The sequence below is a fragment of the Streptomyces sp. NPDC002499 genome (assembly GCF_053595415.1).
Genome location: NZ_JBSFXO010000005.1, coordinates 89,536 through 103,841, shown reverse-complemented (window position 1 = coordinate 103,841; position 14,306 = coordinate 89,536). Strand labels below are relative to the sequence as shown.

General features: G+C 71.2%; 13 protein-coding genes and 1 riboswitch. Of the genes, 11 read left to right on the top strand and 2 right to left on the bottom strand.

Translation table 11 applies throughout. The features are described 5' to 3' along the window. Positions 1–119: 119 nt before the first annotated feature. A complete protein-coding gene (locus tag ACWD5F_RS14550; protein WP_451254286.1) occupies positions 120–305 on the bottom strand; it encodes an antitoxin in 186 nt (61 codons plus the stop codon). A 254-nt stretch (positions 306–559) separates the two neighbouring features. On the opposite strand from ACWD5F_RS14550, the gene ACWD5F_RS14545 reads away from it, so the two are divergent. After that, entirely contained in the window at positions 560–1,258 is a 699-nt protein-coding gene (locus ACWD5F_RS14545; RefSeq protein ID WP_451255089.1) for an HNH endonuclease family protein, read from the top strand. Positions 1,259–1,363: 105 nt separating this feature from the next. Continuing rightward, positions 1,364–2,125 carry a GNAT family N-acetyltransferase gene (locus ACWD5F_RS14540; protein WP_451254284.1) on the top strand — a complete coding sequence of 254 codons (762 nt, stop codon included), beginning with the start codon at positions 1,364–1,366 and terminating at the stop codon, positions 2,123–2,125. Positions 2,126–2,132: 7 nt separating this feature from the next. On the opposite strand, the gene ACWD5F_RS14535 is transcribed toward ACWD5F_RS14540, so the two are convergent. Further along, entirely contained in the window at positions 2,133–2,966 is an 834-nt protein-coding gene (locus ACWD5F_RS14535) for a hypothetical protein (protein WP_451254282.1), read from the bottom strand. A 192-nt stretch (positions 2,967–3,158) separates the two neighbouring features. On the opposite strand from ACWD5F_RS14535, the gene ACWD5F_RS14530 reads away from it, so the two are divergent. The 9 genes from ACWD5F_RS14530 (at position 3,159) to ACWD5F_RS14490 (ending at position 14,085) form a co-directional block, all read left to right on the top strand. Further along, positions 3,159–5,222 (top strand): N-6 DNA methylase, encoded by a 2,064-nt coding sequence (locus ACWD5F_RS14530; RefSeq protein WP_451254280.1) that lies wholly within the window; start codon positions 3,159–3,161, stop codon positions 5,220–5,222. Positions 5,223–5,373: 151 nt separating this feature from the next. Beyond that, the gene (locus ACWD5F_RS14525; protein WP_451254278.1) at positions 5,374–5,997 is read left to right on the top strand and encodes a hypothetical protein; all 624 of its coding nucleotides are present in this window, start codon (positions 5,374–5,376) and stop codon (positions 5,995–5,997) included. Positions 5,998–6,035: 38 nt separating this feature from the next. Then, complete coding sequence (locus ACWD5F_RS14520) at positions 6,036–7,523, top strand: serine/threonine-protein kinase (protein WP_401717014.1); 1,488 nt, start codon at positions 6,036–6,038, stop codon at positions 7,521–7,523. A 179-nt stretch (positions 7,524–7,702) separates the two neighbouring features. Beyond that, on the top strand, positions 7,703–8,530 hold the full coding sequence (locus tag ACWD5F_RS14515) for a glycoside hydrolase domain-containing protein (protein WP_401716697.1): 828 nt from the start codon (positions 7,703–7,705) through the stop codon (positions 8,528–8,530). A gap of 164 nt (positions 8,531–8,694) precedes the next feature. Further along, positions 8,695–9,339 (top strand): SurA N-terminal domain-containing protein, encoded by a 645-nt coding sequence (locus tag ACWD5F_RS14510; RefSeq protein WP_451254276.1) that lies wholly within the window; start codon positions 8,695–8,697, stop codon positions 9,337–9,339. 161 nt (positions 9,340–9,500) lie between these two features. Continuing rightward, positions 9,501–10,562 carry a nucleoside triphosphate pyrophosphohydrolase gene (locus ACWD5F_RS14505; protein WP_451254274.1) on the top strand — a complete coding sequence of 354 codons (1,062 nt, stop codon included), beginning with the start codon at positions 9,501–9,503 and terminating at the stop codon, positions 10,560–10,562. Beyond that, positions 10,559–11,839 (top strand): cytochrome P450 family protein, encoded by a 1,281-nt coding sequence (locus ACWD5F_RS14500; protein WP_451254272.1) that lies wholly within the window; start codon positions 10,559–10,561, stop codon positions 11,837–11,839. The genes ACWD5F_RS14505 and ACWD5F_RS14500 overlap by 4 nt, the downstream gene beginning before the upstream one ends. 192 nt (positions 11,840–12,031) lie before the next feature. Continuing rightward, positions 12,032–12,997, top strand: coding sequence for a transglycosylase family protein (locus ACWD5F_RS14495; protein ID WP_451254270.1), 966 nt, complete (start codon positions 12,032–12,034; stop codon positions 12,995–12,997). 215 nt (positions 12,998–13,212) lie between these two features. Beyond that, positions 13,213–13,379: riboswitch (cyclic di-AMP (ydaO/yuaA leader) on the top strand. A gap of 4 nt (positions 13,380–13,383) precedes the next feature. Further along, positions 13,384–14,085: a transglycosylase family protein gene (locus ACWD5F_RS14490; RefSeq protein ID WP_451254268.1), complete on the top strand. Its 702-nt coding sequence runs from the start codon at positions 13,384–13,386 to the stop codon at positions 14,083–14,085. Positions 14,086–14,306: the final 221 nt, after the last annotated feature.

Sequence of the window (14,306 nt, the reverse complement as noted above, 5' to 3'; positions counted from 1 at the left end):
GCCGGTCGCCTGAGCCGTACCGGAAGCCGTCGGCGTAACAAGCGGAGGCCGCCCGCGGGGACGAACGTCCCGCGGGCGGCCTCCGGTCGGCTCTGCGACTCCTCCGTGGGCCTGCCGGCCTACGGCTGGTCGGGCCTGTCGCGGTCCATGCCGAGGGCGCCCTCGATCTTCTGCTGCCCTTGGTCGACCTGGCTCTCGTACTTGTTGCCGGTCTTCTCGTTGACCTTCTTCTCCGCCATGTCGGACATGTCCTTGGCCTTGTCCTGCGCCTGGCGGTTGCTCCTGAACCTGTCGAGGATGCCCATCCAGAGCTCCTTCCGGAGGTGACTCACCGTCGACGATACGTCCGAAATGTGCGAAGCGCACACTGTGGACACAAATGGTCTGGACCTCCCGAACGACCCTGTGCGCCCGCTCGCTACGGTGTGCACCAACAAGTAGTGGGAAGACGCCTGTTGCAGGGTCGGGACGCTCCTTGCGGAGCGAGGTCGAAGGGGAGGGGCGCACTGTGAGGCGTCTGAGGGGCGGGACCGCGGCTGTCGCCGTGCTGGTGATCGGTATGGGCGGCCTGGCCGGGTGCAAGGACATGACGACCGGAGCCCCGGGACCGGAACAGTCCACGGGCAGCGACGCGGGCGGTGGTGGCGGGGGCGGCGGTGCCGCGCTCACGGCCGCGAAGGCACTGACCGTCAAGGGGCGTGCGCCCAAGACCGGTTACGACCGGGACAGGTTCGGCAGCGCCTGGGCGGACACCGACTCCAACAGCTGCGACACCCGCGACGACATCCTCAAACGGGACCTGGCGGACGTGAAGTTCAGCGACGGCGACTGCAAGGTGTCGTACGGCGTCCTGGAGAAGGACCCCTACTCCGGCAAGCACGTCGTCTACCAGCGCGGGCGCAGCCTGGTCGACATCGACCACGTCGTGCCTCTGTCCGACGCCTGGCAGAAGGGCGCCAAGTACTGGGACAGCCGCAAGCGCATAGCCCTCGCCAACGACCCGCTGAACCTCATAGCGGTCGACTCCTCCACCAACCGTTCCAAGGGCGACGGCGACGCGGCCACCTGGCTGCCGCCCAACAAGTCCTACCGCTGCACGTACGTCGCCGCGCAGGTCGCCGTGAAGAAGAAGTACGAGCTGTGGGTGACGGCCGCCGAGAAGTCCGCGATGGAGAAGGTGCTCAGCACGTGCTCGGGGCAGAAGCTGCCGTCCGGGGGCAACCCGACGGAGGCGCCCGCGCGGTTCACCTCGGGCTGAGGGGACGGTTCGGGTGCGGTGAGCGCCGGTTCCCGGCGGGTTCGCTCGGCGCCAAGGGTGTACAAATAGGTTTCCGGGGACGGGCCCCGCGCCTACGGTGACCGTATGGAGCTGAAGGTGTCCAGCCTCGCCGAGCGCCCCGACCTGGTCCGGAAGGTCTACGCGATGGCCGACAGCTGGCCGGAGTTCGTCCGCCACGACGGCGTGGGCGACGCCTGCTACGGGCGCCTCGCCGTCGACTTCGCGGAGTACACCCTCGCCGCCGAGGACGAACGCGGCGAGGTCGTCGCCTACGCCTACAGCGTCCCCTTCGCGCTGCGCACCGAGGACCGCGGCGGCACCGAGGGGCCCGGCGAACTGCCCGCCCGTGGCTGGGACCAGGTCCTCCTGTGGGCCTTCTCCGACCTGCGCCACGGCGTCCGCCCCGACACGGTCAGCGCGATCGCGATCGTCGTCGCCCCGAGCGTCCAGGGCCGCGGGCTGTCCGCCCGGATGCTCTCCGCGCTGCGCGACACCGCCCGCGCCCACGGCTTCACCGAGGTCGTCGCCCCGGTCCGCCCCAGCGCCAAACACCTCGAACCGCACACCCCCATCGAGGAGTACGCCCGTCGCGTGCGGTCCGACGGGCTGCCCCACGACCCCTGGCTGCGCGTCCACGCCCGGGCCGGCGCCACGATCGAGCGCGTGGCCCCGGCCTCGATGACCGTCTCCGGTTCCCTGGAGCAGTGGCGCGAGTGGACCGGGCTGCCCTTCGACACCCGGGGCGACGTGGAGGTGCCGGGCGCGCTGGTGCCGGTGCACTGCGAGCCGGAGCGCGGGTACGCGGCGTACGTCGAGCCCAACGTGTGGGTGCGGCACGGTTTGTGACGGATCGTCAGGTGGTCTGTGAGCCCAGCGCGTCCAGGTCCAGGATCTCTCCCGTGGGCTTGGTCACGGTGAGCGGCTTGTCGTAGTCGCCGAAGGTGAGCGTGCCGGTGTCCTTGCCGGTGCTGACCATCCGGAGCAGATACGGCTTGCCCTCGGCGGCGACGTACAGCGTGTACCGGTCCTTGCCGTCCTTCAGTTTCAGTACGACCGCCTTCGCGCCGTCGACCTCGGCCGTGCCGGCGCGGGTCGCGCTGGAGGCGGCGGTGGCGGTGGCGTCCGGCGAGGCGCTGCCGCCCGAACCGGCGTCCTCGGCACCTTCGAGCACCGTGTCCAGGTCGCAGAAGCCCGCGATGTCCTCGGAGTCCGCGCCCGTGGCGGAGGTCTTGGCCCACTTCCCGCCCAGCATCGAGACCATCTCGTCGACGGTCTCCTTGGACTCGGTCTTGCTCTGCTCGCGCAGGAATGCCTCGTCGTACTTCATGTAGATGGTGTCGCCGGTCTTGATCAGCTCCATGCCGCCCGAAGTGCCCATGCCGAAGGTGCCCGTGCACTCGTTCTTCGTGCTGAGTGACATGTCGACGTGGATCCTGCCGCCGGCGTCCTCGTCCTCGACGTCGCCCTTCAGGTGCACCGACGAGGCGCCGGTGGTGGCCTTCATCGAGCGGTCGGCGATCTCCAGAGCGCTGAGACCGGCGAAGGGGTCGGCGGGCTTGGTGGTCTTGCCGGCCTTGGGGGCCGAGCTGCTCTTGCCGTCCACCGTGTCCTTGCCGGACTGGCAGGCGGTGAGTGCCGCGGTGGCGGCGGTGGCGAGGACGAGAGCGGTAAGCGCCTTGCGAGACATGTGGATTCCCCCCGGAGTTACGGTTCGCTGCGTCAATGAGACCAAAGCTTGTGAACCGAGTCAACACGATTCACGTCTTCGGATGAGTACACGTCCGTGAACCGATGGATGCAGCATTCGTCGCTATGCTCGGGATCACACGCGAACGCGGGGTGCGGACGCGCAGGTGAAGCCACGAGGGGGAGCCGCCCGGTGCAGGACAACGCGACTGAGGTGACCGCCGCCGGGATCGCCCGGCTCGCCGGCGTCGGCCGTGCCGCCGTCAGCAACTGGCGCCGCCGCCACGCCGACTTCCCCAAACCGGTCGGCGGCTCGGAGACCAGTCCGTCCTTCGCGCTCGCCGAGGTCGAGGCGTGGCTGCGCAAGCAGGGCAAACTCGCCGAGGTCCCGCTGCGGGAGCGCGTCTGGCAGCAGCTCGCCGGCCACCCGGAGGGTCCCCTCACCGCCCTCACCCACGCCGGTTGCGCCTTGCTGCTCCTCCACGACCGCCCCACGGTGTGGCTGGAGGCGAGCGCGGGCTCGGACGAGCGGCTCGCGGCGATGCTGCCGGGGGCACTGGAGGGGGTGCTGGTGCCGAGGTTCGAGGCGGGGGGTGCGAAGGGCGCTTCGGCGAAGGGGGTTTCCGTGAAGGGTGCCGTGCACACCCCCACCGGCCCCGAACTCCTCCCCTCCGCCCCTCTTTTGCGCGGTGTCGCCGAGCTGGCCGCGGAGACGGGGGCCAGGGACACCTTCGAGTTCCTGCTCGGCCGGCACCTCGACGCCAACCCGCGCCAGTACACGCTCACCCCCGGCGAACTCGCCGCCCTCATGGTCGAGTTGGCCGGCCCCGCCCGCACCCTCCTCGACCCCGCCTGCGGCACCGGCGCCCTGCTGCGCGCCGTCGGCACCGGCCCCGCCCAGGAGCTGTACGCCCAGGACAGCGCACCCGAACTCGCCGCGCTCACGGCGCTGCGGCTCGCGCTGCAGGCGCGCGTCACCGTGCGCGCCGCCGCCGGTGACACCCTGCGCGCCGACGCCTACCCCGACCTGCGCGCCGACGCGGTCCTGTGCCACCCGCCGTTCAACGAGCGCAACTGGGGCCACGACGAACTCGCCTACGACGCCCGCTGGGAGTACGGCTTCCCGGCCCGCAACGAGTCCGAGCTGGCCTGGGTGCAGCACGCGGTGGCCCGGCTCGCCGACGGCGGCACCGCCGTCCTGCTGATGCCGCCGGCCACCGCCTCCCGCCGCTCGGGCCGCCGCATCCGCGCCGACCTGCTGCGCCGCGGCGCGCTGCGTGCCGTGATCGCCCTGCCGATCGGCGCGGCACCCCCGTACAACATCCCGCTCCACCTGTGGGTGCTGCGGCGGCCCGGGAAGGCGCCCGTGCAGCCGGAGGTGTTGCTCGTCGACACCGGGCAGTACGCCGGCGAGGGACGCGGCGGGCCCGACTGGCGGGAGGTGCGCGACGCCGTCCTGGACGCCTGGCGGGCCTTCGACCTGGCCGGCACCCTCCAGGAACGTCCGGGTGTGGCCCGCGCGCTGCCGGTCATCGAACTCCTCGACGACGACGTCGACCTGGCCCCGGCCCGCCACCTCCCGCCCCCGACCGCGGCGGACGGCGCCGACGCGCTCACCGCCGTACGCGAACGCCTCGGCGAGACCCTCCGGTTGACCGCCGACCTCACCCCGCCGCCCACGGAGGCGGCGCGGCTCGCGCGCTGGCCGCTGACCACCGTCGGTGAACTCGCGCGCGGGGGAGCCGTGGTGATGCGCAGCGGCGGAAACGGTGGCCACGCGCGCGTGCCCGTCCTCACCGACCACGACGTCCTCGCCGGCACGGCACCCTCCGGGACGCTGCCCGAGAGCGACGAGGAGGCGGTGCTGACGGAGCCGGGCGACGTGGTGCTGCCGGTGCTCGGCGGGGGCTCGGTGGCGCGCGTGGTCGACGACGTGACGCGGGGCGCCGCCCTGGGGCGCAACCTCGTGCTCCTGCGCCCCGATCCGGCGGCGCTCGACCCGTGGTTCCTCGCGGGCTTCCTGCGCGGCACCGCCAACAACCGCCAGGCCAGCAGCTACGCGTCCACGGCCACGCGGCTGGACGTGCGCCGGCTCCAGCTGCCCCGGCTCCCGCTGGACGAACAGCGGCGCTACGGCGCGCGGTTCCGCGCCCTCGACGACTTCGACCGGGCGCTCAGGAACGCGGGCCGGCTGGGGGAGCAGCTCGTGCGCGGGATGTACGACGGGTTGACGGACGGGACGGTGGCGCCGGACTGAGCCGCCGGGCCGAGTGCCGGACCGAAGCGCCGGGCCGGGACGTGGTCGTATGAATTGATCAGCACGACAACGGTTCGGTACAACCCGGACCGCATGTCGGTGTGGGCCTATACGCTCGAACCCCACATCGATTACGGGCCCGGGAGCAGTCATGTACGGCCACGGCGCGGTGCCGCCCGCCCGCAGCGACAGCAACGTCGTCACTCTGCGTGTGATGTTCGCCGCGATCGGCACTCTCTGCTGCGGGATCCTCGCCTGTGTTCCGCTGTTCCGGGTGGCCTTCCTGCGCGGGCGGAAGGTCGACTGGGCGCTGGCCTGGGCGAGCCTGCCGGTGTCCATCGGCTGTTTCGCCGTGGTCGGCTCGCTGCCGGAGAGCGACCACAGGACCGACATCGCCATGGGGGCGGTGATCCTCCTGGGCCTGTTCAGCAGCGTCTACTTCCTCGTGGCGGACATCAGGTTCCACCAGCAGCAGCGGCAGCCCGGGTACGGCTACCCGCCCCAGGGCCCCACCGTGCAGTCCGGGTACGGCTATCCGCAGCCCACGACGCCGTTCGGCACCACGCCCGTGCCGCAGCCGCCCCTGCACCAGACCCAGATGCCGCAGCCGCCCCAGCACCACACCCCGCCGCAGCACACCCCGGTACCGCCGCCCCCGCCCCAGCGCCCCGCGCCCGCCCGCATCGACCAGGTGCGCGCCGAACTCGACGAACTCAGCGACTACCTGCGCAGGCACGACGGCCACCAGGACGGGAACCACGAGGGCGGAAGGTGACCGCGGCGGAAGGCCGGGTCGTCGCCTCCCGCTACGCCCTGTCCACGCTCATCGGACAGGGCGGCATGGGCCAGGTCTGGACGGCCTACGACCAACGGCTCGACCGGCGCGTGGCGGTGAAGCTGCTGCGCCCCGACAAGGTCGCGGGCCAGGACGCCGACGAACTGCGCCGCCGGTTCGTGCGCGAGTGCCGGGTGACCGCGCAGGTCGACCACCCCGGCCTGGTCACGGTGCACGACGCGGGCAGCGAGGGCGAGGAGCTGTTCCTCGTCATGCAGTACATCGACGGCGCCGACCTCTCCGACCACCTCGCCGAGCACGACCCGTACCCGTGGCAGTGGGCGGTCACCGTCGCCGCGCAACTGTGCGCGGTGCTGAGCGCCGTGCACGCCGTCCCGATCGTCCACCGCGACCTCAAGCCGCGCAACGTGATGGTGAAGCAGGACGGCACGGTCACCGTGCTCGACCTCGGCGTCGCCTCCGTCATGGACGCCGACACCACCCGCCTCACCCACACCGGCACCCCCATCGGCTCGCCCGCCTACATGGCGCCCGAGCAGGCGATGGGCGGCGCGGTCGGCCCGTACACCGACCTGTACGCGCTCGGTGTGGTGCTGCACGAACTCCTCAGCGGCGACGTCCCGTTCGCCGGCTCCACCGCCCTCGGCGTGCTCCACCGGCACCTGTACGAGCCCCCGCTGCCCGTGCGCCGGGTCCGCCCCGAGGTGCCGGAGCCGCTCGAAGCCCTCGTCCTGCGCCTGCTCGCCAAGGACCCGCAGCACCGGCCCGCGTCCGCGCAGGAGGTGTACGAGCAGCTGGCGCCGCTGCTGCCCGCGCGCGGGATGCCCTCGGGGGCGCCGCTGGACCCCACACGTCCGTTCCTGCGCCCGCACGCCCCCTGGCCGGACCGCGCGCGCACGCCCGCGCCCCAGCCCGCCCCGGTCGCCTCGTCCGGCGCCGAGAAGCCCGACGTGGCGCGGGCCGTCGACGAGGTCAAACGCCTGCTGGGCGAGGGCCGCATCACCCAGGCCGTCGACATCCTCGGCGCGATCCTGCCCACGGCGGCCGAACAGCACGGCGAGCACTCCCCGGTCGTCCGCACCCTGCGCAAGCAGTACGCGGCCACCCTCATGGACGACGGCCAGTTCCGGCGCGCGCTGCCCGAACTGCGCCGCCTCGCCGACGAACGCGCCACCGAGGCCGGCCACGCCGACCCCCAGTCGCTCCGGTTCCGCTACGAGGCCGCCCAGTGCCTGGAGTCGCTCGGCGAACCGGCGGCGGCACTCGCCGAGTACCGCGCGCTGCTGCCGTACTACGAGAACCAGTACGTCGCCGGCGACCCGGAGTTGGCCCACGACGTGCGCCGGCGCATCGGCCACCTCCTGCTCGCCCTCGGCGACCGCGGCGCCGCCCACGACACGCTCGCGCGCCTCCTGCACGACGTGGAGCGGCTGCGCGGCCCCGGACACCCGCTCGCGGTGGACATCCGGCGGACGCTGGAGTGGCTGGGGCAGGTGCGCGGCTAGTTTTTGCCCTGCACGGGGAGAGACTTGTGTTCCTCAAGGGGCGGGGTTTCCCGAACACTTGGGCGTCGCGGGATAGGTTGCGGTTCGTTTTTCGCCAGACAGTTCGCCAAGCAGTTCGCCAGACGGAGCGCCCTCCTCTTTAAAGAGGGCGCCGACGCACAACCAGGGGTGGGGTATTCATGGCCGGCCATCGGCAGTCCAGGAAGCGCAGATACATCACGTGGGCCGTCGCCGGCACAGCCGTCGTCGCGGGGGCCGGACTCGCCGCGCAGAGCTCCATGGCCGCCACGACCTGGCCCGCGCAGAAGACGTACACCGGCCGGGCCTTCGACACCTGCGCCGCGCCCTCCCTCTCCGCGATGAAGGCCTGGAAGGGCGGCCTCTACGGCGCCGCCGCCGTCTACATCGGCGGCAAGAACCGAGGCTGCGCCCAAGCGAACCTCACCGCGTCCTGGGTGAAGTCGGTCAGCGCGGTCGGCTGGAAACTCATCCCCCTCTACGTGGGCGCCCAGCCGTCCTGCCAGACCGGCTCCAGCCCCGAGAAGCTCACCGCCGCCACCGCCGCCTCCCTGGGCACCAAGGACGCGACGGACGCGGTCGCCAAGGCGTCGGCGCTCGGCATGAAGGCCGGCAGCCCGATCTTCCTGGACATGGAGTCGTACGACATCACCAACAAGGCGTGCAACGACGCCGTGCTCACCTATGTGCGCTCCTTCGACAAGACCCTGCACGCGAAGACGTACCGCGCCGGCTACTACGGCTTCACCAGCTCCAGCGCGAAGGCGATCGCCAACGCCACCGACAAGACGGACCTGCCGGGCAACCTCTGGTACGCCCTGTGGGACAAGCAGAACACCACCACCAAGGACTGGCCGTTCGGGGCGAGCCAGTTCACCGGGCACAGCCGCGGTCACCAGTACATGGTCAACAGCAAGGAGACGCGCGGCGGTTACACGATCACCGTGGACCGCGACGCGTGGGACGGCCCGGTGGCCATCACGGGCTGATCCCGACCCTCTCGGGCCGGTCCCCACAGAGCCCGTCGGGCGCGGCGGTGCCCGAAGTCCTGGTGAATCGTTGGTCGAATGGGTTGGCCACAGCCGACCCACTGCCTACCATCGATCACCGCAAGACTTTGTGCACCGTCGCACAATCTCCTCGGGAGGCTTCCTTGCACCGCCGCCGTCGCACCGCGCTCCTGTTCACCGCCGTGATCGCCGCGGCCCCGCTCCTCACCGCCTGCGGGAGCGACGCGCATCCCGGCGCCGCGGCCGTCGTCGGCGGCCAGCGGATCACCGTCGCGCAATTGGAGAACCGGGTGGGCGAGGTGCGCTCGGCGCAGCGCGCGGCCGTGTCGGACGACGCCCAGTACAAGCAGGCGGTCGCGCAGACCGGCAGCCTCACCCGCGACACCCTGCACGGCATGGTCCTGGACCGGGTGCTGCACCGCGCCGCCCAGGACGAGGACGTCACCGTCTCCCGGCACGAGATCCAGCAGATGCGCACCGGCCTGGAACAGCAGGTCGGCGGCTCCAAGGCGCTGGAGACGGCCTGGCTGCAGCAGTACGGCGTCGCCCCGGCCCGCCTCGACGACAACCTCCGCCTCCAGCTGGAGGCCCAGAAACTCGCCCAGGCCCTCGGCACCGACACCAGCAAGCCGGCCTTCTGGAACGCCCTGTCCAAGGCGTCCAAGGAACTCCACGTCGACCTCAACCCGCGCTACGGCACCTGGGACGTCCAGAAGAGCAGCCGCGTCGACGCGAAGACTCCGTGGGTACGCGAGGTGACGGCACCGGCGACGCAGGGGACGGCGTGAGCCGGGGGCGTTGAGCGGCGGCCGGTGAACAACGGGCAGAAGCAGAAGGAACGGTACGGCGGCGTCGACAGGCGCCGCCTCGTCGGCTGATGATCCGATGATCCCTCCCGCCCTGTGGATATCTCGCGGAGACCGTCGTCGCGGTGCGTTAGCTTCGAACCGTGAACGCAACCAGCTTCGACGCCGCTTCCGACCAGGCCCCGGGCACGCCCCCGGCCCCCGGCCGCATCGTCCTCCTCACCACCAGCCACCGCGTCGCGCCCGGCCTCCTGTCCTGGCCCGCCTGGCAGGCCCTGCACGCCGCCGACCGGGTGCTGTGCGCGGACGGCGCCCACCCGCAGCTGCCGTATCTGCGTGAGGCCGGAACAGCGGTCGACGAGGTGTCCCCGAGTGCCGAGGAGCTGGTCGACGCGTGCGCCGGTGGGCGGACCGTGGTCGTCGTCGCCACCGGCGAGGGCGAACCGGCCCTCACCGACGGCCTCGCCCGGCTCGCCGGCTCCGGCCGCGTCCACATGCCCGACCTCGAGCTGCTCCCCGCCTCCTACGACCTGCCGGGCGCCCGTCTCCTCGACCTCGTCCAGGTCATGGACCGCGTCCGCGCCGAGTGCCCCTGGACCTCCCGGCAGACGCACAAGGGCCTGGCGAAGTACGCCATCGAGGAGGCCTACGAACTCGTCGAGGCGATCGAGGACGGCGACCGGGACGAGCTGCGCGAGGAGCTCGGGGACGTCCTGCTCCAGGTCGTCTTCCACGCGCGGATCGCCGAGGAGGACCCGGAGACCCCCTTCTCCGTCGACGACGTGGCCGCCGGCATCGTCACCAAGCTCATCCACCGCCACCCGCACGTCTTCGGCGACGAGACGGCCTCCACGCCCGAGGAGGTCGCGGAGCACTGGCTGCGCACGAAGGCCACGGAGAAGCGGCGCACCTCGGTGACGGACGGCATCCCCCTCGGCCAGCCGAGCCTCGCCCTCGCCTCGAAACTGGCGTCCCGCGTCCGCACGGCGGGCCTGGAGGTCCCGCTGCCCGCTGCGGACGGCATCGGGTACGAACTGCTCACGCTGGCGGTCCGCGCCGAGGCGGACGGCGTCGACCCGGAGGCGGCCCTGCGAGCTGCGGCACGCGCGTACCGGGACGCGGTGCGGGACGTGGAGGCGTCGGGACGGCAGGAAGAGGTCTCGGACGCGGACGCGGACGCGGACAAGGGGGACGACGAGGAGTGACCGACCAGCCGGACCGACCCCACGTGTCGACCACCCAACCCGACCTCTTCACCTGGGAGTTCGCCACCGACCCCTACCCCGCCTACGCCTGGCTCCGGGAGCACGCGCCCGTGCACCGCACGCGGTTGCCCAGCGGCGTGGAGGCATGGCTGGTGACCCGTTACGCCGATGCCAAGCAGGCCCTCGCCGAGCCGCGGCTCTCCAAGAACCCGGCGCATCACGACGAACCCGCCCACGCCAAGGGCAAGACGGGTATCCCCGGTGAGCGCAACGCCGAGTTGACGACCCATCTGCTCAACATCGACCCGCCGGACCACACCCGGCTGCGTCGGCTGGTCAGCAAGGCGTTCACGCCCCGCCGGGTCGCCGAGTTCACCCCCCGCGTCCAGGAACTCGCCGACGACCTCCTCGACCGGTTCGCCGAGAAGGGCTCCGCGGACCTCATCCACGAGTTCGCCTTCCCGCTCCCCATCTACGCGATCTGCGACCTGCTCGGCGTCCCGCGCGAGGACCAGGACGACTTCCGGGACTGGGCGGGGATGATGATCCGGCACGGGGGAGGGCCGCGGGGCGGGGTCGCGCGGTCCGTGAAGAAGATGCGTGGGTATCTCCTCGACCTCATTCACAAGAAGCGCGCGGCCCTGCCGGCCGAGCCCGCGCCCGGCGAGGACCTCATCTCCGGCCTCATCCGCGCCTCGGACGAGGGCGAGCACCTCACCGAGAACGAGGCCGCGGCAATGGCGTTCATCCTGCTCTTCGCCGGCTTCGAGACCACCGTCAACCTGATCGGCAACGGCACCTACGCCCTGCTCACCCACCCCGAGCAGCGCACCCGCCTCCAGGACTCCCTGGCCGCCGGCGAACGCGGTCTGTTGGCGACCGGCGTGGAGGAACTCCTGCGCTACGACGGCCCGGTGGAGCTGGCGACCTGGCGGTTCGCCACGCAACCCCTCACCGTGGGCGGGCAGGACATCGCGGCCGGCGACCCCGTTCTCGTCGTCCTCGCGGCGGCGGACCGGGATCCGGAGCGGTTCACCGAGCCGGACACCCTCGACCTCTCCCGCCGGGACAACCAGCATCTGGGGTACGGCCACGGCATCCACTACTGCCTCGGCGCGCCGCTCGCCCGACTGGAGGGGCAGACCGCGCTGGCCACGCTGCTGACCCGGCTGCCGGACCTCCGACTCGCCGCGGATCCGGCCGAGTTGAGATGGCGCGGGGGACTCATCATGCGCGGACTGCGCACGCTGCCCGTCGAGTTCACGCCACCCGGGTGACCGGATCGTCACCGCGCAGGTGCACGTGTCCACCTGCACAAACGTGACACGCATTCAACTCTGTGATCTTCACGTGATCTACGCGGCATTAACTTGTGACAAGCAATGGACTGCCTATACGTTCACCGTTCAAGTGCGGTGCCCAGCACCACGCGTCGCACTCGTCACCGCTCTCTTCTGAAAGGCCCCCGCATGCTCTCCGGGAACGGTCGTCACCGTCGCCCCCGCCAGGCTCCGGCCCTCCTCGTCGCGGCCGGCGTGACGGGCTCCGCCATCGCCATCCCGCTTCTCGGCGCGGTGAGCGCCAGCGCTGCCGACGGCACCACCTGGGACAAGGTGGCGAACTGCGAGACCGGCGGCTCCTGGAGCCAGAACGACGGGACCGGTTTCTACGGCGGGCTCAAGCTCTCGCAGGACGACTGGGAGCAGTACGGCGGTCTCGACTACGCCTCGCGCCCCGACCTGGCCAGCCGCAACCAGCAGATAGCCGTCGCCGAGAAGATCCTGGACGACCAGGGCGTGGGCGCGTTCCACACCTGCGGGCTGACCACGGGGCTGTCGAAGGACGACGGGTCGGCCGACATCGACACCGGGATCCTGGACGACTCGTCCGACTCCTCCTCGGACTCCTCGGACGGTTCCGGCTCCACCGGCCTGTCCAACACGCCCGGCGGTACGTCCGACGACTCGTCCTCGACGGACTCGTCCACGTCACCGTCGGCCTCGCCTGACTCTTCGTCCGATTCCTCGACCAACTCTGACGAATCGGACGATTACCTCTCGCCCTCCGACTCCCCGTCCGAGCCGACCGCGAGCGGTTCACAGGGAAGCGACAGCTCGTCGACAGATCGGGCGAAGGGTGACGACTCGGACAAGTCCGAGCAGGCCGTGGGCTCTTGGAGCCTGGTCGACACCGGCGCGGTCGGCTCCGGCAAGCATCGTGGCGCCAGTGCCGACGAGAACACGGTCGCCAGTGACACAGAAGGGTCCGCGCAGGGGTCGTACACCGTCCATGGCGGTGACACTCTCGCCTCCATCGCCGACTCCCTTGGCCTGGACGGCGGGTGGCGGGCGCTCTACGCCGAGAACAAGCAGGCCATCGGCGCCGACCCGAACGACATCGCGGCCGGTCAGACCCTGAGGCTTCCTGGCGAATAGGGGCGGACAGGGGCTGAACGGGGCGAAAAGCGACGGGAGTTAACGACGGTCTTCGGACTGAATGTCCGGTTTGGTGAAAGTGTGGGATGACTCTCAGATGCCCTGATCGTCTTTGAGTTTCCGCGGAATCCGTGTCTACGGTCATCACCGTTCGTCAACACGGACCCCGAATGCCGCAACGCCGAATCCTGCCAGCGGCCGTAGGGAACAGTCGTCGCTTCACAGCGCCGTAGGCAGGAGCGGGGGACCCAGGTAAGTGCCGGGCCCGGCAGACAGTGCCGGACCGGCTTGGGGTGAAGTCGTGCGCCGAGAGGCGCGCGGCCGGGCAACTCACACGGCCCGAACCCGACAGCTCACCTCGCAGGCGTCGGTGAGGGGATCTCCGCATGCTGTTTTCCAGCAAGGGCAAGCACCGCCGTCCGTCCAAGGCCACCCGCGTCGCCACGCTCGCCGGCGTGACCGGTGTCGCCATCGCCGCCCCGCTCATGGCGGCCGGCAACGCCTCCGCCGCCACCGCGTCCGAGTGGGACACGGTCGCCAGCTGCGAGTCCGGCGGCAACTGGTCCATCAACACCGGCAACGGCTACTACGGCGGTCTGCAGTTCTCCGCCTCCACGTGGGCCGCCTACGGCGGTACCCAGTACGCGTCGCAGGCCAACCAGGCCAGCAAGGCGCAGCAGATCACCGTCGCCGAGAAGGTGCTGGCCTCCCAGGGCAAGGGTGCCTGGCCGGTCTGCGGCACGGGCCTGTCCGGTGCCGCGTACAACGGCGGCAGCTCGTCGAGCTCCTCCAGCTCCTCGAACTCGTCCAGCTCTTCGAGCAGCGACGCCGGCACCCGCTCGAACGACTCGACGAGCACCTCCCGCTCCGCCGACCGTCCGGCCGCGAAGAAGACCGTCACCACCCCGACCGGCAAGAAGGTCAAGAAGGGCGACGGCGAGTACAAGGTCGTCAAGGGCGACACCCTCAGCACGATCGCCGAGAAGCACAAGGTCAAGGGCGGCTGGGAGAAGCTGTTCAAGCTGAACAAGGACATCGTCGAGGACGCCGACCTGATCTACCCGGGTCAGCAGCTGCACCTCAAGTGACAGAGACCTGGTAGCCGAACCACAGCGGCCTGACAGACGTGTCCCCCACCATGGAGGTCACGTGAGGGCCTCCCCCGTCCCCACGGGCTCCCCGCTCCGGTGCGTGTTCCCCCGTACGCACCGGGGCGGGGTTCTTTTTGCCCGCCTGCTTTGTTCCGTTCGGAAACAATTTACTCTCGGTTCTGTCCAAGGGGCGGCCCATCGGCTGGCTGTTCGTCCCG

Coding starts and splice junctions, on each gene's coding strand:
- ACWD5F_RS14490 (WP_451254268.1), top strand. CDS start 13,384: ATGCTGTTTTCCAGCAAGGGCAAGCACCGCCGTCCGTCCAAGGCCACC.
- ACWD5F_RS14535 (WP_451254282.1), bottom strand. CDS start 2,966: ATGTCTCGCAAGGCGCTTACCGCTCTCGTCCTCGCCACCGCCGCCACC.
- ACWD5F_RS14495 (WP_451254270.1), top strand. CDS start 12,032: ATGCTCTCCGGGAACGGTCGTCACCGTCGCCCCCGCCAGGCTCCGGCC.
- ACWD5F_RS14525 (WP_451254278.1), top strand. CDS start 5,374: ATGTACGGCCACGGCGCGGTGCCGCCCGCCCGCAGCGACAGCAACGTC.
- ACWD5F_RS14550 (WP_451254286.1), bottom strand. CDS start 305: ATGGGCATCCTCGACAGGTTCAGGAGCAACCGCCAGGCGCAGGACAAG.
- ACWD5F_RS14515 (WP_401716697.1), top strand. CDS start 7,703: ATGGCCGGCCATCGGCAGTCCAGGAAGCGCAGATACATCACGTGGGCC.
- ACWD5F_RS14545 (WP_451255089.1), top strand. CDS start 560: ATGGGCGGCCTGGCCGGGTGCAAGGACATGACGACCGGAGCCCCGGGA.
- ACWD5F_RS14540 (WP_451254284.1), top strand. CDS start 1,364: ATGGAGCTGAAGGTGTCCAGCCTCGCCGAGCGCCCCGACCTGGTCCGG.